Annotated in this window: 17 protein-coding genes; 16 read left to right on the top strand and 1 reads right to left on the bottom strand. The window is 62.7% G+C overall.

The annotated features are described in order from the left end of the window. Positions 1–81: 81 nt before the first annotated feature. The 13 genes from BHQ18_RS12310 to BHQ18_RS12250 all read left to right on the top strand — a co-directional run bounded on the left by BHQ18_RS12310 (position 82) and on the right by BHQ18_RS12250 (position 14,662). On the top strand, positions 82–807 hold the full coding sequence (locus tag BHQ18_RS12310; protein ID WP_308204736.1) for a LuxR C-terminal-related transcriptional regulator: 726 nt from the start codon (positions 82–84) through the stop codon (positions 805–807). Positions 808–1,112: 305 nt separating this feature from the next. After that, a complete protein-coding gene (locus BHQ18_RS12305; protein WP_131815680.1) occupies positions 1,113–2,135 on the top strand; it encodes a glycosyltransferase family protein in 1,023 nt (340 codons plus the stop codon). Then, the gene (locus BHQ18_RS12300) at positions 2,123–3,091 is read left to right on the top strand and encodes an NAD-dependent epimerase/dehydratase family protein (RefSeq protein WP_069413874.1); all 969 of its coding nucleotides are present in this window, start codon (positions 2,123–2,125) and stop codon (positions 3,089–3,091) included. Before BHQ18_RS12305 ends, BHQ18_RS12300 begins: the two co-directional genes overlap by 13 nt. Beyond that, positions 3,088–4,446 (top strand): glycosyltransferase family 4 protein, encoded by a 1,359-nt coding sequence (locus BHQ18_RS29095; RefSeq protein WP_084294030.1) that lies wholly within the window; start codon positions 3,088–3,090, stop codon positions 4,444–4,446. The genes BHQ18_RS12300 and BHQ18_RS29095 overlap by 4 nt, the downstream gene beginning before the upstream one ends. Next, on the top strand, positions 4,443–5,471 hold the full coding sequence (gmd, locus tag BHQ18_RS12290; RefSeq protein WP_069413872.1) for a GDP-mannose 4,6-dehydratase: 1,029 nt from the start codon (positions 4,443–4,445) through the stop codon (positions 5,469–5,471). The genes BHQ18_RS29095 and gmd overlap by 4 nt, the downstream gene beginning before the upstream one ends. Next, entirely contained in the window at positions 5,471–6,664 is a 1,194-nt protein-coding gene (locus BHQ18_RS12285; RefSeq protein WP_234794158.1) for a glycosyltransferase, read from the top strand. The genes gmd and BHQ18_RS12285 overlap by 1 nt, the downstream gene beginning before the upstream one ends. A 78-nt stretch (positions 6,665–6,742) precedes the next feature. Continuing rightward, the gene (locus BHQ18_RS12280) at positions 6,743–7,543 is read left to right on the top strand and encodes a glycosyltransferase family protein (protein WP_069413870.1); all 801 of its coding nucleotides are present in this window, start codon (positions 6,743–6,745) and stop codon (positions 7,541–7,543) included. Next, positions 7,540–8,190 (top strand): PIG-L deacetylase family protein, encoded by a 651-nt coding sequence (locus BHQ18_RS12275; protein WP_069413869.1) that lies wholly within the window; start codon positions 7,540–7,542, stop codon positions 8,188–8,190. Before BHQ18_RS12280 ends, BHQ18_RS12275 begins: the two co-directional genes overlap by 4 nt. A gap of 99 nt (positions 8,191–8,289) precedes the next feature. Beyond that, positions 8,290–9,819, top strand: a complete 1,530-nt coding sequence (locus BHQ18_RS12270; protein ID WP_069413919.1) for a sugar transferase — start codon at positions 8,290–8,292, stop codon at positions 9,817–9,819. A 34-nt stretch (positions 9,820–9,853) separates the two neighbouring features. Next, a complete protein-coding gene (locus BHQ18_RS12265; protein WP_069413868.1) occupies positions 9,854–11,119 on the top strand; it encodes a class I SAM-dependent methyltransferase in 1,266 nt (421 codons plus the stop codon). Between the two features lie 96 nt (positions 11,120–11,215). Further along, positions 11,216–12,589, top strand: a complete 1,374-nt coding sequence (locus BHQ18_RS12260) for a protoporphyrinogen/coproporphyrinogen oxidase (protein ID WP_084294029.1) — start codon at positions 11,216–11,218, stop codon at positions 12,587–12,589. Positions 12,590–12,636: 47 nt separating this feature from the next. Then, positions 12,637–13,677 (top strand): NAD-dependent epimerase/dehydratase family protein, encoded by a 1,041-nt coding sequence (locus BHQ18_RS12255; protein ID WP_069413866.1) that lies wholly within the window; start codon positions 12,637–12,639, stop codon positions 13,675–13,677. Between the two features lie 19 nt (positions 13,678–13,696). Continuing rightward, positions 13,697–14,662 carry a TIGR03621 family F420-dependent LLM class oxidoreductase gene (locus BHQ18_RS12250; RefSeq protein WP_205866084.1) on the top strand — a complete coding sequence of 322 codons (966 nt, stop codon included), beginning with the start codon at positions 13,697–13,699 and terminating at the stop codon, positions 14,660–14,662. Here the strand turns inward: BHQ18_RS12250 and BHQ18_RS12245 are convergent. Beyond that, the gene (locus BHQ18_RS12245) at positions 14,634–15,944 is read right to left on the bottom strand and encodes a class I SAM-dependent methyltransferase (protein ID WP_165614554.1); all 1,311 of its coding nucleotides are present in this window, start codon (positions 15,942–15,944) and stop codon (positions 14,634–14,636) included. The two genes, BHQ18_RS12250 and BHQ18_RS12245, sit on opposite strands and share 29 nt — an antisense overlap. 384 nt (positions 15,945–16,328) lie before the next feature. Here BHQ18_RS12245 and BHQ18_RS12240 point away from each other — a divergent pair, with 384 nt between their 5' ends. Genes BHQ18_RS12240 through BHQ18_RS12230 form a run of 3 tightly spaced genes read left to right on the top strand, consistent with a single transcriptional unit; the run spans position 16,329 to position 19,102 of the window. Further along, complete coding sequence (locus tag BHQ18_RS12240) at positions 16,329–17,522, top strand: glycosyltransferase family protein (RefSeq protein WP_069413863.1); 1,194 nt, start codon at positions 16,329–16,331, stop codon at positions 17,520–17,522. Continuing rightward, the gene (locus BHQ18_RS12235) at positions 17,519–18,499 is read left to right on the top strand and encodes a GDP-L-fucose synthase family protein (RefSeq protein ID WP_069413862.1); all 981 of its coding nucleotides are present in this window, start codon (positions 17,519–17,521) and stop codon (positions 18,497–18,499) included. Before BHQ18_RS12240 ends, BHQ18_RS12235 begins: the two co-directional genes overlap by 4 nt. Positions 18,500–18,523: 24 nt before the next feature. Beyond that, on the top strand, positions 18,524–19,102 hold the full coding sequence (locus BHQ18_RS12230) for an LbetaH domain-containing protein (protein ID WP_069413918.1): 579 nt from the start codon (positions 18,524–18,526) through the stop codon (positions 19,100–19,102). Positions 19,103–19,127: the final 25 nt, after the last annotated feature.

The following is a 19,127-nucleotide window of genomic DNA, read 5'->3' as shown; positions in this document are numbered from 1 at the left end:
GCGACTCCGCTGTGGTGTTGACGAGTCGACTTGCGCCGATTGCGAAGTGCTGCTCTAACAGGCGCTAGGGGGGAGGCACTGGTGGTCAGCCAGGCAGAGAATGGTCAGCGAGTTCTCCAAGATACTCGGATGTTCCCCGCGGCGCGCGGCGTGCTCACTGCCCCCGAGATGACCGTGCTGGTCGTCGACGACAGCAAGCTGTACCGCGAGTATCTCGCTGGAGTCATCGCTGCAAACGCTGCAGCTCGTCCGACCATGGCGTGGGATCTCGATTCTTTGACTGCGGCACTGCATGATTCGGCACCCATGGTCATCTTGCTGAACGTCGCGACACGCAACAGTGCGGTGCTGCTGCGTCGGATGTTCTCCAGTGCGCCGGGCGCGCAGGTGATCGCAATGGGCATGTCCGAGGACGATGAACCCGAAATCGTCGCGTGCGCCGAGGCCGGTGTGGCGGGCTACCACCTGCGGAACGAGTCGCTGGAGGACCTACTTATTCTGATCCGCAAGGTTGCTGCGGGCGAATCCGCCTGTTCGCCTGCTGTTTCTGCGATCCTCCTTCGGCGGCTGTCTGCACTCGCTGCACAGCGTCAGGGGGGAGCGGAGGAACTAGTTCTCACATCTCGCGAGACCCAGATCTTGAGAATGCTCGAGGCAGGTGCTTCGAACCGGGAGATCGCAGAGACGCTATGCATTGCTGTGCACACCGTAAAGAACCATGTACACAACCTTTTAACCAAACTCGGCGTGAGTTCGCGGGCTCAGGCGGCAGCGATTTCGCGGACGATCCCCCGCCGCGAGGCTTGAGCGAGGATCTAGACCGGGAACTAGTAGAAACTTCGATCGGATGGTCCATGTACGAACCCATGTCGCGGAATCCATAGTGTACGAGTGGTTATCGAGTTCACTGGCGGATCAGTCCCTTGGTCGCTGACAACGTTGTTGCTTCCAATGCCTGCAGTAGCTGACGTGAACCACGGCGAGGCGGTCTTGCGAACCTCCATGTCGAAACTCTAACTTTCGAAAACCTCCACATGAAGCTCACTGTGGGGTAGTCGAAAGCGCTCCGGGGGGACAACGTTGATTACCAAAGTTCATCTGGCAGTGACGGTATGAGTCCGTCGTTGCCGCTCATCGAGGATCAGCCGCCGGCACGGCCCCGACCGGACGAACGAACCGGTGGGCACTGCATGCCGGGAGTCCGCGAAACCGTCACAGGTTGGGCCGACATCGCGGAGGCGTACCGGCCGGTGGTGGGACAGGCCCAGAGGTGGAGCCCCGACGTTTCGGTGGGTGTCATCGCCAACGAGGCTGGGTCGCCGCTGCGGGCCACGATCAACAGCATTCTTGCGCAGAGCATCAGCGAGATCGAGATCGTGATCGTGGGGGCGGCAGCCGAACTTGTCCACACGGGCATCGGTACCGCAGCCGCCCCTCGAATCCGAAGGGTGCAAACCGCGGCAGCCGTTTCGGTCGCCGCCGGGTTCAACGTCGTGCTCGATAACAGTCGGGGACGTTTCATCAAACTGTTGGGCGCCGGCGCCACCCTCCACCCCGATTGCATCGCTGCCCAATTGCGTGTGCTCAAAAGCGACCGGGGGATCGCCCTCGTGGCCGCCGGAACCCGCGACGCACAGCACGGCATCGCGCGCCCTGAACACCGTTGCGGTAGCAGGCGGATCGTTGGCGTGCGATCGGGACAGTGCACAGTGCGAACCATTGTCCGTAGCGGATGCGATCCGATCGGACCCGTTGCGGGAGTGATGTTTCGACGCGCCGCGTTCGAACGTTGTCGTGACCTGCGGAAGCAGGAGGCCGAATGGCAGGCCCTCGATCTCTGGACACGGCTTCTTCGGTTCGGTGACTTCGTCGGAATGCCGGACACCCTCGTGACTGAAACGCATACATGCGAGGCGTTCCACCGTAGGGCTGCGATGCGGGACCGACTCGCCAACCGAATCCGGATTGCCCGGCGACTGACCGATGACCCCGTGTGGGAGGTGTCCACAGGGGACCGTCTCGTCGGTGAGGTGAACTGCTTCTGGAGCTCCCTTCAAGGCAGGTTCTCTGCGCTGAGAAAACACCCACGCAGGCGGCGAGACGACATCGTGGAGTACCGATCATGCGTGTCCTGATCACCGGCGCCGCCGGGTTCATCGGCGCCACTCTGGTTGACCGTCTGCTGTCGGATGGGCATCAGGTGATCGGAGTGGACAACCTGAGCACGGGGCATGCCGGCAATCTCGATGCGGCCATCGCCGGCAACGGACTGGGCGAGAAAAGGTTCACGCTCATCTCACTCGACATCCAGGCGCCCGAGCTCGTAGACATCGTTGACGGGACAAGGCCGCAAGTCATCTATCACCTTGCAGCACAGACGAGTTTGTCGGCGTCGTTGTCGAATCCCGAGTTCGACGCTCGCAGCAACATTCTCGGCACGATCAACCTGTGTGAAGCGAGTCGCAGCACCGGCGTGCGAAGGATCGTCTATGCCGCGTACGGGCTGAGCGGTACTGCAACGACTCGACCGCAATCCCGTGGGGATGTGGCGTATGCGCTGCATTCACCGCACGTAGCGGCCAAGCTCGCTGCGGAGCTTTACCTGCATGCCTATGGAGCCATGTACGGGCTGGCGCCGATCTCCTTGAGGTTGGCGAATATCTATGGACCTCGTCAACGCCAGGCGGAGCCGGGAGCCTCGATCGCGGCCGTGGCCAGCGCCATGATCAACGGTAGCCAACGCATATCGGCCCCGCACCAGGAGCTCACGCTCGACTACGTGTACATCGATGACGCCGTCGATGCCTTCGTCTGCGCCGGCGCGGCACCGCTCGATGTGACCGGGACATACAGCGTCGGTTCCGGGCGGCTCACCGATGCCTCCGAAGTGGACGAGTCGATCCGAGGAGCTGTCCGAGACACCGGGGCGATACCACCCAACGGTGATGCACGTGAGCTCGGTTGGCGGCCCAACGTCGATCTTGCCGAGGGAATCGCACGAACCGTCCGGTGGCTCGACGAGAGCCAACGTCGCTCTCCTGCCGAGGCTTACGGCGCGGTGGGCGAAGACCAGCTGGCGGTGGCGGGATGAACGCAGCGGTTCCGCTCAGATCTGGCCTGATTCGCCCGTCGGCGACCGCCGGCACCGAACCCGGTGGGGGTTCATGCCTGGACAAGCAGATATCGGTCACCTACATCGGAATCAACTTCAACCCCGAACCGCTGGGGATCGCCCCGTACGCCTCCGGGCTGTGTCATGGACTGAGTGAACGCGGCTACCGCGTCAATGTGATCACCGGCATGCCGCACTACCCCGAGTGGAGGCTGGCGCCCGAGTACCGGTGGAAGTGGACGGCGACCGAGGTGCTCGGCGGCGTGCCCGTCAAGAGAGTGAGACACACGGTTCCGAAAGGAGTCTCCAATTCACGCAGACTCGTCATGGAGACCACCTTCGGACTGCGTGCGGTGTCATCGCGATGGCGCCGTCCAGATGTGATCATCTGCACGACTCCGGCGCTGATCGCCACCGCCGCGGTGTGTCTGCGAGATCGCACTGCCGCGCCCCGTCCAGCACTCGGCATCTGGGTCCAAGATCTGTACTCGCTCGGCGTGAGGGAACTTCAGGGCGCGGGATCGCCGGCCGCCGAAGCGGCGCGGCGAGTCGAGGGGTGGGTTCTACGCCAGGCCGATTCTGTTGTGGTAGCCCACAACCGATTCCGCTCCCACCTGGTCGGCAACCTCGGTGTAGACCCGAACCGGATCGAGACGGTGCCGAACTGGACACACGTCAGGTCCGACAACACTCACGATTCCGCTGTCATGCGTAGGCGACTCGGGTGGCCAGAAGACGAGACAGTCGTTCTGCACGCCGGGAGTATGGGGGTGAAACAGGGTCTCGAGAACGTTGTTCAGGCTGCACAACTGGCAGATCGGAGGAAACTGAAGCTCCGTTTCGTCCTCGTCGGCGACGGTAACCAACGTCGAGCGTTGGAACGCCTGGCCGGGCAGTCGGCTCATCTCGAGATCCGCGACCCACTTCCCGAACATGACTTCCCTGCCGCATTGCAGGCGGCGGACGTCCTTCTACTCAACGAGAAGCCTGGCGTGGCAGAGATGTCGATACCGAGCAAGCTCACCAGCTACTTCCAAAGCGGGACGTCGATACTGGCTGCGACCAGCCCGGAAAGCAACGCCGCACAGGAAGTCAGGAAGTCAGGAGCCGGCATTGTGATCGACTGCGGCAAGCCCGACCTGCTCGTAGAAGCCGCGATATCACTGGGCGGTAATTCACAGCTTCGGCAGCGTCTCGGAGCAAACGGAATCCGATATGCCGCGGATGCCATGGGTGAACCGGCTGCCCTTGGCCGGCTCGACGAATGGATAAGGCAACTGGCGGCGGGTCGCAGGACCTTGACCGCTGACCGACACCGAAAGAGTATGCGATGAAAAAGGTCGCCTTGGTAACCGGAATCACCGGGCAGGACGGTTCCTACCTGGCCGAACTGCTGTTGGCCAAAGGGTATGAGGTCCACGGCCTGATCCGGCGTGCTTCGACGTTCAACACCACCCGGATCGAGCACATCTACCAGGACCCGCATTGTCCCGACACCCGGCTGTTCCTTCACTATGGTGACCTCTGCGATGGCGGTCGGCTAGCGATGCTGTTGAGCAAGATCAACCCGGACGAGGTCTACAACCTCGCTGCCCAATCGCATGTGCGCGTGTCATTCGAGGAGCCGGAGTACACCGGTACCACGACAGGTGTCGGCAGTGTCCGCCTGCTGGAGGCGGTGCGGCTCGCGGGTGTTTCGTGCCGGTACTATCAGGCTTCCAGCTCCGAGATGTTCGGCGCTTCGCCGCCGCCTCAGAATGAACTGACGCCGTTCTACCCCAGGTCGCCGTACGGCGTTGCGAAAGTGTATTCGTACTGGATCACCAGGAACTATCGCGAGGCGTACGGGATGTTCGCTGTGAACGGGATCCTGTTCAACCACGAATCACCGCGGCGGGGCGAAACTTTCGTGACGAGGAAGATCGCCAGGAGCGTCGCCCGCATCAAGGCCGGCCTCGAGAGCGAGCTCTTCCTGGGGAATCTTGATGCCGTGCGGGATTGGGGTTATGCGCCCGAGTATGTCGAGGGCATGTGGCGAATGCTGCAGGTTGACGAACCGGACGACTACGTCTTGGCGACGGGTCAAGGCTATTCAGTCGCCGACTTCGCGGGGTTCGCTTTCGAGCACGCGGGGTTGAACTGGCAGGATTACGTCCGGTTCGACGAGGGATACGTGCGCCCTACCGAAGTCGATTCGCTCATCGGTGATCCTACGAAGGCACACCAGTTACTCGACTGGAAGGCCGACGTCCGAGCACCGGAACTGGCCGCCATCATGGTCGACGCCGATATCGAGGCGCTCGGATGCTCGGGCACACCGTGGATCGACAAGCCGGCGCTCATGAGTTGGGCCAGCTGATGACCACCGCCGTGCAGGCGAATCGAGATGACCGCAGAGTCCCACCGCGATCACCGAAAGATGGTGTGCGGATACTTCAAGCGGTCACCATGCTCAGTCCGGATGGCGCTTACGGCGGTCCCGTCAGGGTCGCGCTGAATCAAGCTGTCGCGCTGCGTGACCGCGGACACTCGGTCGTGGTGGCTGCGGCGCAGCGTGACTACGAAGTCGTTCCCACTCGTCAAGATGGGATACCGCTGGTTCTTCGACCCGCACGACGACTGGTGCCGCGTACGGGTTTCGCCGGGCTATGGGCGCCCGGCTTGGTCAAGTGGCTCATCGGCGCTCGCGACGAATTCGACGTAGCACATGTGCATCTGGGACGGGACCTCGTGCTGTTACCGTTGACAACGCTTCTCATGCGGATGCGGATCCCCTTCGTGCTGCAACCGCACGGCATGATCCTCCCTGGGGCGCATCCACTTGCGCCACTGGTCGACGGGCTACTCGTCCGCAGACTGTTGCGCGCAGCGCACGAGGTGTTCTATCTCACCAGCGAAGAAAGTGATGCCCTGGACGAGGTGGCGCGTGGCGAGGCCCGCCTCTCGCCGCTCGGAAACGGCGTGCCGCTCTATGAGCCGGCTTCGGCGGTCGGCGATGTTCCAGAGGTGCTGTTCCTCGCGCGTCTTCATCCGCGCAAGCGCCCCATCGACTTTGTGGAGGCGGCACACATTCTCAACTCAGAGGGCGTCAGGGCGAAATACACCCTGGTCGGACCCGATGAAGGTGAAGGCAAGAAGGTGCAGTCAGCTGCTTCGAAGGCCGATAATGTCCGATGGGAGGGCCCGGTCGGGGCAGGAGAAGCGCCCGCTCGAATGCGTCGCGCAGCGATGTACATCCTTCCGTCGATCGGACCGGAACCGTACCCGATGGCGGTTCTCGAGGCGATGTCAGTTGGTCTTCCAATTGTCGCCACCGAGCAATGCGGACTTGCCGCTCTGATTCGAAAACACCGCTGCGGCATAATTATCGAACCCGGACCACGCAGCCTTGCGCGTGCCATCCGCACCCTGATCAACGATCCCGGGATCGCCCGCACAATGGGTGCCCGAGGCCGAGCAGCGGTCATCAACGACCTGGGTATGACTCCCGTCGGACAGCGGTTGGCGGAGTCGTACCTGGAGGCCGCCCTTCGCCCGAGGCGGTCGGCGTGATCAGAAAGCCCGCGTCGAACGTGCGACGTCGAACGCCCACAACTTTCCCATGAACACAGATGTCGAGAGGAGACCGCTATGAAGGTGGTTCTGTTTTGTGGCGGCTATGGCATGCGGATGCGTACCGCAGAGAGCGACATCATCCCCAAACCACTTCAAATGGTCGGCCCGCGCCCATTGCTGTGGCATGTGATGCGGTACTACGCGCACTACGGTCACAAGGAGTTCATCCTGTGCCTGGGCTACGGTGCCGAGAAGATCAAGGACTTCTTCCTCCGCTACAGCGAGACCCAGTCCAACGACTTCGTGCTGCACGACGGACAAGTCGAGTTACTCAGGTCCGACATTTCGGACTGGACGATCACTTTCGTCGACACAGGACTCGAGTCGCCGATCGGTGAGCGTCTGCGCAGAGTGCGTGAGCACCTCGGCCAGGACCCGTACTTTTTGGCCAACTATTCGGATGTGCTGACCGACGCGCCGCTCGACAAGATGATCGACAAGGCGCTGAACGTCGCCGCTACTGCCACCATGTTGATCGTTCCGCCCAACGCCTCGTTTCATTGCGTCGACGTCGCTTCGACGGGCGAGGTCAAGGAAGTGCTGCCGATCACGGCGTTCCCGGTCGGTGTCAACGGCGGATACTTCGTTTTGAATCAGGATGTCATCGACCTTATACCGGAGAACGGAGATCTCGTCGGTGACGCTTGCTTCTCGCTGGCCGGAACTGGCCGCCTCATCGGCTACCGACACGACGGGTTCTGGAGACCAGCCGACACATTCAAGGAGCGTGCTGAGCTGGACGCCGACTACAACAAGGGGATTCGGCCGTGGGCGGTCTGGGAATCTGAGCATGAGTCTGCCGGGGTAGGGCGATGATCGGGCTCGCGCCGGGGACGGTCGACAGTGTGGCACTTGTGGGGGCTCACTGCGATGACATCGCTATCGGCGCCGGCGCCACGCTTTTGCAACTGGTTCGCGAGAACCCGGGCATCGTGGTCAATGTCCTGGTGCTGACCGGTGGTGGCACACAACGTGAAGTCGAAGAAAAGGAAGCCCTCGCCGCTCTGTGCGGTACAGCCGAGGTCAGGATGACGGTGTCGGACCTTCCCGACGGCCGGCTTCCGCAGCACTGGGGCGAAGTCAAAGAGCACCTGGGCAGGTTCCGCGCCGGGTGCGACCCGAACCTGGTGATCGCGCCGCAACGCGGAGATCACCACCAGGATCACCGCTTGCTCGCCGAGCTCGTGCCAACGGAGTTCCGTGACCACTTGACACTCGGCTATGAGGTCCTCAAGTGGGAGTCGGACCTCCCCAATCCGGACGTCTACCTGCCGGTAGACCGGGATACCGCCGCACTCAAGGTGACAGTGATCGAGAGTTGTTATCCGAGTCAGGCCGAGAAGCCCTGGTTCGACAGTGACGCCTTCCTCGGGTTGATGCGTGTCCGGGGGGTTCAGTGCCATCAGTACTATGCCGAAGCCTTCGTAGCCGAAAAGGCCCTGGTCCGGTTGCACCACAGCTGATCAGTCAACTTCCAGTTCAAACGTTGCGGGGGAACCATGCCACAGATCAAAACCGAACCCAACCTCATAGAGCCGCAGACCAACGGTGGTCAGTGGCACATGACAGCGGCCGTTAGCAATCTCGCCGACCCACCTGGCGGGCAACCGGTCACAGCGAGACCCATACCACCGGTGGCCGGCCTACTACCGAGCCGGGTGTTCGAACGAACAGTGTGGCAGCGAAGATTCGCGAGTCGGCTGCGGACTACCGACACCATCGTGGTGTGTGCCGCGGTGGCATTGGCCCAATACGTCCGATTTGGAGCGATTCTCCCGCCGCCCGGTGACGTGGAGTACTACGTTCCGACCTTCTCGATCGTCTTCGTGATCTTGTGGTTGTCGGCCTTGGCCGCGTTTCGTACCCGGTCACCACGATTGGTGGGTAGCGGAATCGAGGAGTATCGACGCGTGATCGCCGCGTCGTTCTGGACCTTCGGTGTCATTGCGTTGGTGGCACTGCTGTTTCACGTCGACATCGCGCGCGGTTATCTCGCAGTGGCCCTGCCGGCGGGTACGTTGGGTTTGGTGCTCAGCCGCCAACTGTGGCGGAAGCATCTGACGCGGCGTCGAGCACAGGGCCGATATCAGACAGCCGCGCTGGTTTTCGGCGAACGTGATGCGGCAGAACATCTCGCCACCGAGTTGAGCAGGAACCCCGCTGACGGCCTGGAAGTGGTCGGTATCGGAATTCCCGGATACGGGCCTCCGCAGAACGAGCACATCGCGGTCCGCGGTCGTCACGTACCGATCATCGGTGATGAAGCCTGCATGATGGAAGCGATCCATACGTGCGGTGCCGACACGGTGGCGATCGCCGGCACGGAGCACTTCGGGGTACGCGGGATCCGACGGCTGATCTGGGACCTCGAGCCGATGGGCGTCGACCTCGTGATGTCCACCGGTGCAATGGATGTCGCGCTGTCACGCCTCGTGATGCGACCGATCGCCGGCCTCCCGATGCTGCATATCGAGAAACCGCAGTATCTCGGGGCCAAACGAATCCAGAAGAGGGCCTTCGACACCTGCTTTGCGCTGGTAGCACTTGCCGTGACACTTCCGGTCTTCATCGTCGCGGTGATCGCCATCAAGCTCACGAGCAGGGGCCCGGTCTTCTATGCCGCAGAGCGCATCGGAATCGACGGCAAACCGTTCTTGATGTTGAAGCTGCGCACGATGGTCCAGAACGCCGACCAACAGTTGACCTACCTACTCGACAAGAACGAATCGGACGGACCCCTGTTCAAGATCCGCAACGATCCCAGAGTCACACCGGTGGGCCGAATCCTGCGGCGGTTCAGCATCGACGAGCTGCCGCAGTTCATCAACGTGTTGCGCCAGGAGATGAGTGTGGTGGGACCGCGTCCACCGCTGAGGCGGGAGGTCGGGACCTACGACTGCGACGGACTCAGGAGATTGCTCGTGAAGCCGGGGATCACTGGTCTGTGGCAGGTCAGTGGCAGGTCCGACCTCAGGTGGGACGAAGCGGTTCGGCTGGACCTCTCGTACGTCGACAACTGGTCGATGGTTGGGGACATCCTGATCATCGCCAAGACGGTCAGAGCCGTATTCGGACGCACCGGCGCCTACTGAATCACTCCTTCAAGAACTCGTGAAAAGAGGACCTGTGCGTTGCCGACTCTGCGATTCCGAAAGTCTTTTGAGCATCCTCGATCTCGGGGCCACGCCGCCCTGCGAGAGCTTCCTTGCCCCCGACGAACTGGATGCCCCCGAACTGACGTTCCCGTTGCATCTCCGACTCTGTGAAAAGTGTCTGCTGCTTCAGCTTCCCGCGCTGATCACCCCGGAGGAGACGTTCAGGGAGTACGCGTACTTCTCGTCGTACTCGGACAGCTGGGTGCGGCACGCCAAAAACTTCGTCGACGGTGCCGTGCGCAGGCTCGCCCTCGGCGACCGGTCATTCGTGGTCGAGGTGGGCAGCAACGACGGGTATCTCCTGCAGCACGTACTCGGAGCGGGAATCCGCTGCCTTGGCATCGAGCCGTCGGCCAATGTGGGTGCGGCCGCTCGCGCACGGGGCGTCCCAACGGAAACCGCTTTCCTGGAACCGCTGTTCGCCGCCGCCGTGCGAAAACAACACGGTCCCGCAGACCTCGTCGTCGCCAACAACGTCTACGCGCACATACCGGATCTGCTGGGTTTCACTCGATCGCTGCGTACCCTGCTGGCCGATGACGGGCTGTTGAGCATCGAGGTGCACCACGCGTTGAACCTCGTCAAGCTCGGCCAGTTCGACACGATTTACCACGAGCATTTCCAGTACTACACAGTGCTGTCCGCGATGCGGGCATTGGCGACGGCGGGTTTGAAGGTCGTCGATGTCGAGATGCTGCCGACTCACGGCGGTTCCATTCGAGTCTGGGCTCGGCCCAAGGAATGTGACGCGCCGACATGCTCTCGTGTCGCCGACGTGCTGGCGATGGAGGCAGCTGCCGGGTTACACAAAGTCGACGGTTACCTGAAGATGCGGCCCAAGTGTGAATCCATACGTCACGATCTTCTGCGGTTTCTGCTCGACTGTCGCGCCGAAGGTAGACGGGTCGTGGGGTACGGAGCCCCAGGCAAAGGCAACACTCTACTGAACTACTGCGGCATCCGGACCGACCTCCTCGAGTACACGGTGGACCGAAACCCGTATAAGCACGGTCGGTTCACACCGGGCACGCGTATTCCGATACACCACCCAGCGCGACTCGACAGGGATCGGCCGGATGTGGTGTTGGTCCTGCCGTGGAACCTCGAAGTCGAGCTTTCCGAACAGCTCGCCCATATCGCCACCTGGGGTGGCGAAATCGTCTTCCCGCTGCCCACTCTGCATTCTGCGGAGTTGCCGGTTCACAACTCGACCATGCGGGTGATCGATCGTGTCTGACAACAAGAAACCTCCGCTGGGGCGTCGCGAGGCCCGTTCAGGTGAAAATCACAAAGCGGGGGACAGCAATTCTGCTGACAAGGGGACGGAGACCTCATGACTGATGCACCGATAACTGTGATCGGCACTGGATTCGGCGGGTTCGGAGCCGGCCACTTTCTTGAAAGTTCGGGTGAACCCTATGTGGTGTACGACCGGAACGCCCACTTCGGTGGCCACACCGCGAGCCATGTTCTGGCCGGGGGCTTCATCTTTGATCAAGGGCCCCATGTGTCATTCGCCACGGACGAGAGGGTCCAGCGGATTCTTGCCGACGCGGTCGACGGCCACTACGAGGATGTCGGGATCGCACTCGACAGCTATTGGCAGGGGCGGATTCTGACACATCCGCTTCAGGTGAATCTCCACGGGTTGCCGCCTGAGTTGATCGTGCGGATTCTCTTGGACATGGTGGCCGTGTCCACCGAGGTTTCGGATGAGTCGCCGCCCCGGGACTACGAGTCATGGCTGCGCCGGTCGTACGGGGACACCTTCGCCGAGACATTTCCCATCACCTACGGGCAGAAGTATCACACGACCTCGATGGCCAACCTGACGACCGACTGGTTGGGCCCTCGCATGTACCGGCCTTCACTCGAGGAGGCACTGCGCGGCGCGGTTTCGACGGCTCCTATCCGTAACCTGCACTACGTCACTCACTTCCGGTATCCGACGTACGGCGGTTATCAGTCCTACCTGACATCCTGGGTCAAGCGTGCGGATGTGCGTCTCGATCACGAAGTCGTCCGGATAGACCCGCGTGCCAGGACACTCCGTTTTGCGAACGGCCACACCGCTGCATATGCAGAGTTGATCTCTTCCATTCCGCTGCCTGAGCTGATACCACGGATCGACGGCGTGCCCGACGAGGTGCTCGATGCTTCGAGGCGGCTCGCGTTCTCATCGGTTGTACTCGTCAACCTCGGCATCGATCGGCCCGGCATCGGCGGCCAAACGCATATCCGCTACGTTTACGACGCGGATATTCCCTTCTCGCGCATCAGCTTCCCTCACCGCCTTTCACCCCGGGTCGTGCCCGACGGTGCGAGTGCGATTCAAGTCGAATGGTACTTCTCGGACAAATACCGACCGCTGACCACATGTCCTGAGGCCCTCATCGCGCCGACTGTGGCGCATCTGCGCTCGATGGGCATCCTGAAGGGCGGCGACATGGTCCTGGCGTCAGAGGCGGTGGTCGCCCGATATGCGAACGTAATCTATGACCACGACCGGACGGCGGCCCTCGCCACGATCGAGGAATTCCTCGACCAGATCGGTATTCACAGGTGCGGCCGCTATGGAGAGTGGAACCACCTCTGGACCGACGAATCCTTCCTGAGCGGCGAACGCGCTGCCGAGGCGGCGCTCGGCGAGGCCAGGACCGCTCGACAGCCAAGGATCCCGTACCTGGAGTCCGCGGGCCAGGCTTGAGACAGCGTACGCCGACAACGTTTTAAGAGGATCAGGAGTTTCATCACATGCGCGTACTCGTGACCGGACACCAAGGTTACCTAGGCACTGTCATGGCGCCGATACTTCGCGAATCCGGTCACGAGGTCTTCGGTCTCGATTCCGGCTACTTTGCCGCGTGTATCTTGGGTGCCGTACCCGATGACCCCCCCGGAGTTGGTGACGGGCGTTCCCTCGACCTCCGGGACGTGACGGTCGATCAGCTGATCGGATTCGACGCCGTGATCCATCTTGCCGCGCTGTCGAACGATCCACTGGGGGCGCTGGCACCGGAAACCACCTACGAGATCAATCATCACGCGTCGGTTCGGTTGGCCCGACTGGCCAAGGAAGCCGGGGTGGCTCGCTTCCTCTATGCGTCGACATGCTCGGTCTATGGTGCGGCCGGCGAACATCTGGTCTCCGAGGATGCGCCGCTTCGGCCGCTCACCCCGTACGCAGAGAGCAAGGTCCGCGTTGAGGCGGATGTCGCGGCTATCGCTGATGGCGGCTTCGCGCCGGTGTTCTTGCGCAACGCAACGGCGTTCGGATTCTCACCGCGGCTACGGGCAGATATCGTGCTCAACGATCTCGTCGGTCGGGCAGTACTCACCGGCGAAGTGCGAGTGCTTTCCGACGGTACTCCCTGGCGGCCCCTGGTTCATGCGCGTGACATCGCCTCGGCATTTGCGACCTGTCTGGTCGCGCCAGTGGAGGTGATTTACTGCAGGGCCTACAACGTCGGCACCGAGTGCAACAACCTGACGGTGGCGGAAATCGCACAAGCGGTGGTGGATGTCGTGCCCGGATCAAGGCTCGTCATCACGGGCGAACGAGGTGCAGATCCCCGCTCCTACCGAGTTGATTTCTCCCGGGCACGCGCGGAACTCGGCTTCAATGCCGAGTGGTCCGTCCAGGCCGGTGCGGCCGAACTGTACACGGAGTACAACAGGAACGGGCTCATCGCCGACGACTTCTTCAACCGCTTCACCCGGCTGGCGTACCTGGAAGGGCTACGGGAGGAGGGCGTTGTCGATGACTCGATGCGCCGAATCGCAGTACACGTATGAGTCTTTCGAGCTACCTCGGTTGGCGACCGGGCTGCGACCATTCCGATTCATCGCGCCGATGCCCCGGCTCGAAGGTTCGGTGAGCACATGGCGTGATTCGATCCGGCGCATCGAGGACCTGGGATTCTCGACCTTATCGATCTCGGACCACCTCACCGCCGGCTGGGTCATGGATCCGCTCACCGCACTGACTGCCGCGGCAGAGGTGACCAGCCACATCCGCTTGCTGACTCTGGTCTTGGGCAACGATTTCCGACACCCTGTTCCTCTCCACAAGGCGTTCGCGACGCTCGATGTACTGAGCGGCGGCAGGGTGGAGATCGGGCTCGGGGCCGGTTGGATGGAATCTGACTACCAGGCTGCCGGCTACCCGTTCGATCCTGCGTCGGTCCGTCTCGCCCGCCTCGAAGAAGCGGTGACCGTCATTGACGGGTTGTTTCGTCCGGAGCCGCTGGAATTCAACGGAAGCCATTATCAAATCAGTGCGCTCGTCGGGTTGCCCGCCCCAGTCCAGCAGCCCCGGCCACCGATGATGCTCGGCGGCGGCGGCCGGCGTGCCCTGGAGTTGGCGGGTCGGGTAGCCGACATCGTCGGCGTTCATGCGCGCCTCCGAGGCGCTCGGCCGGACGCGGACGCTGCCGCCGACCTCCGCGCCGACCGGATCGCCGAGAAGGTGGAGTGGGTGCGGGGAGCGTGGCAGGCCGCGGGTCGGCCGTGCGATGGCCCTGAGCTGCAACACTCGGCGTATCTGGTGCATGTCACCGACTCGCCGCGCGCGGCGAGCAGGTCCGTTTCGAGCTTTGCCGACTCGCTGGCAGCGGATGAGGCCGCGATGGCTGATTCGCCAGCGGTCCTCGTGGGCAGCATCGAGGGTTGCGTGGAGCGGCTGCTGGAGCGGCGAGAGCGGTTCGGCTTCAGCTACTTCAGCCTTGGAGGCGATGTCGACATGGTGGCGCCTATCGTCGCGCGTCTCGCGGGCACCTGAGCTGAGGCGAAGCGTGGCGGTCGGGGCTAGGGTCCGTCTCGATGACCGATGGTGACGGAAGTGGGATGACGAACCGTCCGCCCCACGTCTGGACTTCGGGCAGCGAGGCGACTATTTCTTCGGCCATCGGCCAGGCCAGAAGCACGATCTCGTCTGGGCGGGTCGCAGTGATCGCGTCGGGAGCGCAGATGGGCACCCGCGTGCCAGGAATGGTGCGACCGTGCTTGGCCGGCGCCCGATCAACCGTGAACGGCAGCAGGTCGGGGCCGATCCCGGCCGCGGTGAGCAGCGTCGCCGCCCGCGAGGGCGCCCCATAGCCGACGACTACGCGGCCGGCCGCACGCGAAGCCGTGACGTGCCGGTGAAGCGCGACAGCAGCATCCGCGGACGACTTGCCGAAGTGGCGGTAGGCGTCGAGCCGGTGCAGGCCGGCGGCACGTTCGGCATAACGTATCCGCGCCACGTCCGGTCGGGGCCGTCGTGCGACAGTACTCGGCTGAGCAAGGACTCGCAGCGAGCCCCCGTACATCGGAAGCAACTCTGCGTCAACAACTGTCAGTCCGTGGCGGGCCAGCAGCGGCTCGAGAGCGAGCAACGAGAACACTGCGTGGTGCCCATGACGCAGCGCGTCGAGTTGCACGCCGGTCAACACGGGGAGTGCATGGTCGACGGTGAGCGCCAAAGTGCCCTCGGCCGCGAGAAGACCTGCCAAACCCTCGATTGCCGAGTCGACATCATCGAGATGGGCGAGGAGAAAATCGTCCACTACGAGGTCGGCGCCGCAGAGAACCGACGTACGGGAACCGAGCGGATCGCCGGGACGCCAGGCGATCACATCGGCGGCCACCCCGCCCATGCGGGCGGCGATGTCGGCGTCGGGCTCCACGATCGTGGTCGCGAGGCCTAGTTCGGCGAAGGCCGCGCGCAGGTGATTGCCGTGACTGCCCAACTCGACGATGCGCGAATCGGCACTGAGTCCGAGCGTATCTCGAAGATGACGGACACTTTGGCGCGCGTATGTGTCGAGGGATTTCGATTGTGCTGCCAAGCCCAGCAGTGCCGTATCGTCCGCCTCTTCCGGCGCCCCGGTCCGCTCGAGTTGGAGGAGCAGGCAAGCCGGGCATACGCCGACCCGCAGCGGCCAGGTGTCATCCTGCGGCGCGGTCGGCTCCGGAAAGTGGGTCGAGATCGGCTGTTCGCCGAGATCCAGGATCCGCTCGATCGGGCCGGCGCCACATGCGCGGCAATTCGTCGTGACGGGATTCGTCAGCGGAACTCCCACAGTCCTCATGCTAACGCGGATCTGGCGAAGTATCGCAACATTGCGAGAGCGACTGTCAATGTTTCGGCGAGACCTGCTCGTTGCTGATCGGTCGGCTGGGACGGGTGATGTCGGTGATGTCGCGGCTCACAGGAGATTGAGAGGAAACACCATGGGACTGCGTATTTTAACTCCATACATGGGTGCGGATGAGCGGGGCTCCGGATAGAATATGAGCCGCACCGGATCTTCAGTTTTGCGGTCTCGACCGGCGAGCTTCGGCGCAGCGATTCACTGGGGACTGGGGGAGCAAATGCATTCATTTCACTGCGAGAATTTCGTGGCGCCGATTTCACGCTGGGCGCCGACCCTGACCGGGCCCGGCCATCGGGGAGGCATGGGGAGATGAGGAAGTACCGCTTCAGTTCCAAGGCGTCGGATCCACGCGTTCTCTGCGTGACCAATCGCGACATCGCACCCGTCATCTCACGATGCTCGCAGTATGAATTCGAGGATCTCATCGGGGGGATCGACGCAGTGGACGTCGTTGCGCCTGCCGATACACCCGCCCCGACTGAAGGGGTCACCCCTGCGCAGAAGGGTTTTCGTACCTTGAGGCGGCTTGCGGCGAAGGCGGGCCGGCGATTGGCGTTGAACCTTGAGGCCGCGGCACCGGTAACCGGCCGGCGGCGCCCTCCCGCGGGCCTCGCACCGCATTACGACATGCTGTTCGTCTACACAGAAACAGCACTGGACCTTTACAACCTCGGTCCGTGCGAGATGTGGCGTTCGACGGCCGACGTTTCGATCTGTCACATTCAGGAGCTCTATGCCCCTGACATCGCCTCGCTTGGCGGACTCCTGCAGATCCTCGCACGCTTCGACTACATCACCGTCAGCAACCGCGGTACTGTCGAGCCGCTCGCCGAGGCCACCGGACGCCCGTGCTATCAGCTGATTCCGTCGGTTGACGCGCTCAAATTCTGTCCCTACCCGGGTGTCCCGGACCGGGTGATCGATTTCTACGCTCTGGGTCGACGACCCCCGCCTGCGACGCACGAAGCGCTGCTTCGTCTGGCGGACAGGGACGGCCGATATTACGTGTACGACACGGTGACGAACTGTCCCGTATCGAGCCACGCCGAGCATCGTATTCGGTTGGCGGAGAACATCCAGCGTTCGCGGTTCTTCCTGGTGAATACCGCCGCGTACACCGAACTCCAACGCACCGGTGGCCAACAGGAATTGGGATACCGATACTTCGAAGGTGCCGCCGGCGGTGCGGTCCTCATCGGCGACATGCCGGAGAACGAGTCGTCTACCGAGCACTTCGGATGGCCGGACGCGGTCATCCCACTGCCACCGGATCGGGATATCGCCGATATCATCGCCGAACTGGAGGCCGACCCGCGTCGCCTCGAACGCATCAGCGCCACCAACGTGATCAATTCCCTTCGACGGCACGATCACCTGTACCGGTGGGGCGAAATCCTTTCCATCGCCGGCCTGGAAGAAACTGCGGCTATGGAACGCCGCAGGCGGGATCTAGAAGAACTCGCGGTAACCATCGAGCGAAACACATTGGTGGCGCCGAAATGACAGCGACAAGGTCAGGTGAGTTCGTGCCGACGCGGCTGGATCGGTCTGCGCCGACGTACATCGCCGGTCACCGCGGCATGGTCGGGTCGGCGATCCGGCGAAAACTGAACAGGGAAGGATTCACGGATCTGCTGCTCCGCTCGCACGGAGAGCTCGACCTCACCGACCGGGGCGCGACTTTCCACTTCTTCGAGCGGGCCCGGCCGCAGCTGGTGATCATCGCGGCCGCCCGCGTCGGCGGAATACTGGCCAACAGTGAGCGTCCGGTCGACTTCCTGTCGGAGAATCTCCAGATCCAGGTCAATGTGATGGATGCAGCGCTCGAGCACGGGGTGGAACGGTTGTTGTTTTTGGGCTCGTCCTGCATCTATCCGAAGTACGCCCCGCAGCCGATCAAAGAGGACGCTCTGCTGACCGGACCGCTCGAACGCACCAATGACGCATATGCGATCGCCAAGATCGCCGGAATCATGCAGGTGCAGGCCGTACGCAGACAGTATGGACTGCCGTGGATCTCGGCGATGCCCACCAATCTCTACGGGCCGGAGGACAACTTCACCCCGACCACGTCGCATGTTCTGCCCGCACTGATCCGCCGATACGACGAGGCGCGCGCCAGCGGTGAGCCGGTTGTCACGAACTGGGGCAGCGGAACAGTCAGGCGCGAGTTCCTGCATGTCGACGACATGGCGTCCGCCTGCCTGCACCTGCTGGAGACGTTCGACGCTCCGCAGCAGGTCAACGTCGGCACAGGTGAGGATCTGACGATCGAGGAACTGGCCGAGATGGTCGCAGAAGTGGTCGGGTTCAAAGGGGAAACCCGTTGGGATACGACAAAACCCGATGGTACGCCGCGCAAGTTGCTGGACGTGACCACCTTGCAGCGCAGCGGTTGGACCCCGTCGATCCCACTCGCCGACGGCATCAAGGACACGGTCGAATGGTTCCGTTGTCACAACCAGTCGGCCAGAGTTTAAGTGAATCCGTTGCTGGAGGCCACGATGGCGAATCACACTGTTGCACAGGAGAACTCTAATGCAGGCACTCGGTTCGACCTTGCCGGCTTCCAAGGCAGCGGATACCACAAGGGACGCCCCCGGTTGATGCAACTGCTGTGGTTGATGGCGTCCCGGATGATCGTGATGCAGTGGTGGTGCCCCGGCCCCATGCGGGTACAGCTCCTGCGGATCTTCGGAGCCCAGATCGGCGAGGGCACGATCATTCGCGCTGACGTGAAGATCCACTGGCCGTGGAAGCTCACGGTCGGCTCGCACACGTGGATCGGGGAGCAGGTCTGGATTCTGAACCTGGAACCGGTCACCATCGGAGCCAACACCTGTATTTCACAGGCCGCTTTCATCTGCACCGGTAGCCACGACCGCCGCAGCCCGACATTCGAATTCGACAACGCGCCGATCGCGATCGGTGACTCGGTCTGGATCGCTACGAGGGCAACGGTCCTGCGGGGCGTGCGCATCGGTGACGGTGCGACGGTCGGGGCGGCGGCTGTGGTGGCCCGTGACGTGCCAGGCGACGAGATGGTGGTCGCCCCTCCTTCTGGACCGCTAGATCGTCCGTGAGCATGCTGCAGAGCCGGACGCGGAG

Source organism: Mycolicibacterium flavescens (assembly GCF_001722335.1).
GTDB lineage: Bacteria > Actinomycetota > Actinomycetes > Mycobacteriales > Mycobacteriaceae > Mycobacterium > Mycobacterium flavescens.
The sequence above is the reverse complement of the archived record's forward strand: the minus strand, read 5'-3'. Positions and strand labels throughout refer to the sequence as shown.

Bases quoted from the DNA above. Each gene is read 5' to 3' on its own strand.
- BHQ18_RS12305 (WP_131815680.1), top strand. From the start codon at position 1,113: ATGAGTCCGTCGTTGCCGCTCATCGAGGATCAGCCGCCGGCACGGCCC.
- BHQ18_RS12300 (WP_069413874.1), top strand. From the start codon at position 2,123: ATGCGTGTCCTGATCACCGGCGCCGCCGGGTTCATCGGCGCCACTCTG.
- BHQ18_RS29095 (WP_084294030.1), top strand. From the start codon at position 3,088: ATGAACGCAGCGGTTCCGCTCAGATCTGGCCTGATTCGCCCGTCGGCG.
- gmd (WP_069413872.1), top strand. From the start codon at position 4,443: ATGAAAAAGGTCGCCTTGGTAACCGGAATCACCGGGCAGGACGGTTCC.
- BHQ18_RS12285 (WP_234794158.1), top strand. From the start codon at position 5,471: ATGACCACCGCCGTGCAGGCGAATCGAGATGACCGCAGAGTCCCACCG.
- BHQ18_RS12280 (WP_069413870.1), top strand. From the start codon at position 6,743: ATGAAGGTGGTTCTGTTTTGTGGCGGCTATGGCATGCGGATGCGTACC.
- BHQ18_RS12275 (WP_069413869.1), top strand. From the start codon at position 7,540: ATGATCGGGCTCGCGCCGGGGACGGTCGACAGTGTGGCACTTGTGGGG.
- BHQ18_RS12270 (WP_069413919.1), top strand. From the start codon at position 8,290: ATGACAGCGGCCGTTAGCAATCTCGCCGACCCACCTGGCGGGCAACCG.
- BHQ18_RS12260 (WP_084294029.1), top strand. From the start codon at position 11,216: ATGACTGATGCACCGATAACTGTGATCGGCACTGGATTCGGCGGGTTC.
- BHQ18_RS12255 (WP_069413866.1), top strand. From the start codon at position 12,637: ATGCGCGTACTCGTGACCGGACACCAAGGTTACCTAGGCACTGTCATG.
- BHQ18_RS12240 (WP_069413863.1), top strand. From the start codon at position 16,329: ATGAGGAAGTACCGCTTCAGTTCCAAGGCGTCGGATCCACGCGTTCTC.
- BHQ18_RS12235 (WP_069413862.1), top strand. From the start codon at position 17,519: ATGACAGCGACAAGGTCAGGTGAGTTCGTGCCGACGCGGCTGGATCGG.
- BHQ18_RS12230 (WP_069413918.1), top strand. From the start codon at position 18,524: ATGGCGAATCACACTGTTGCACAGGAGAACTCTAATGCAGGCACTCGG.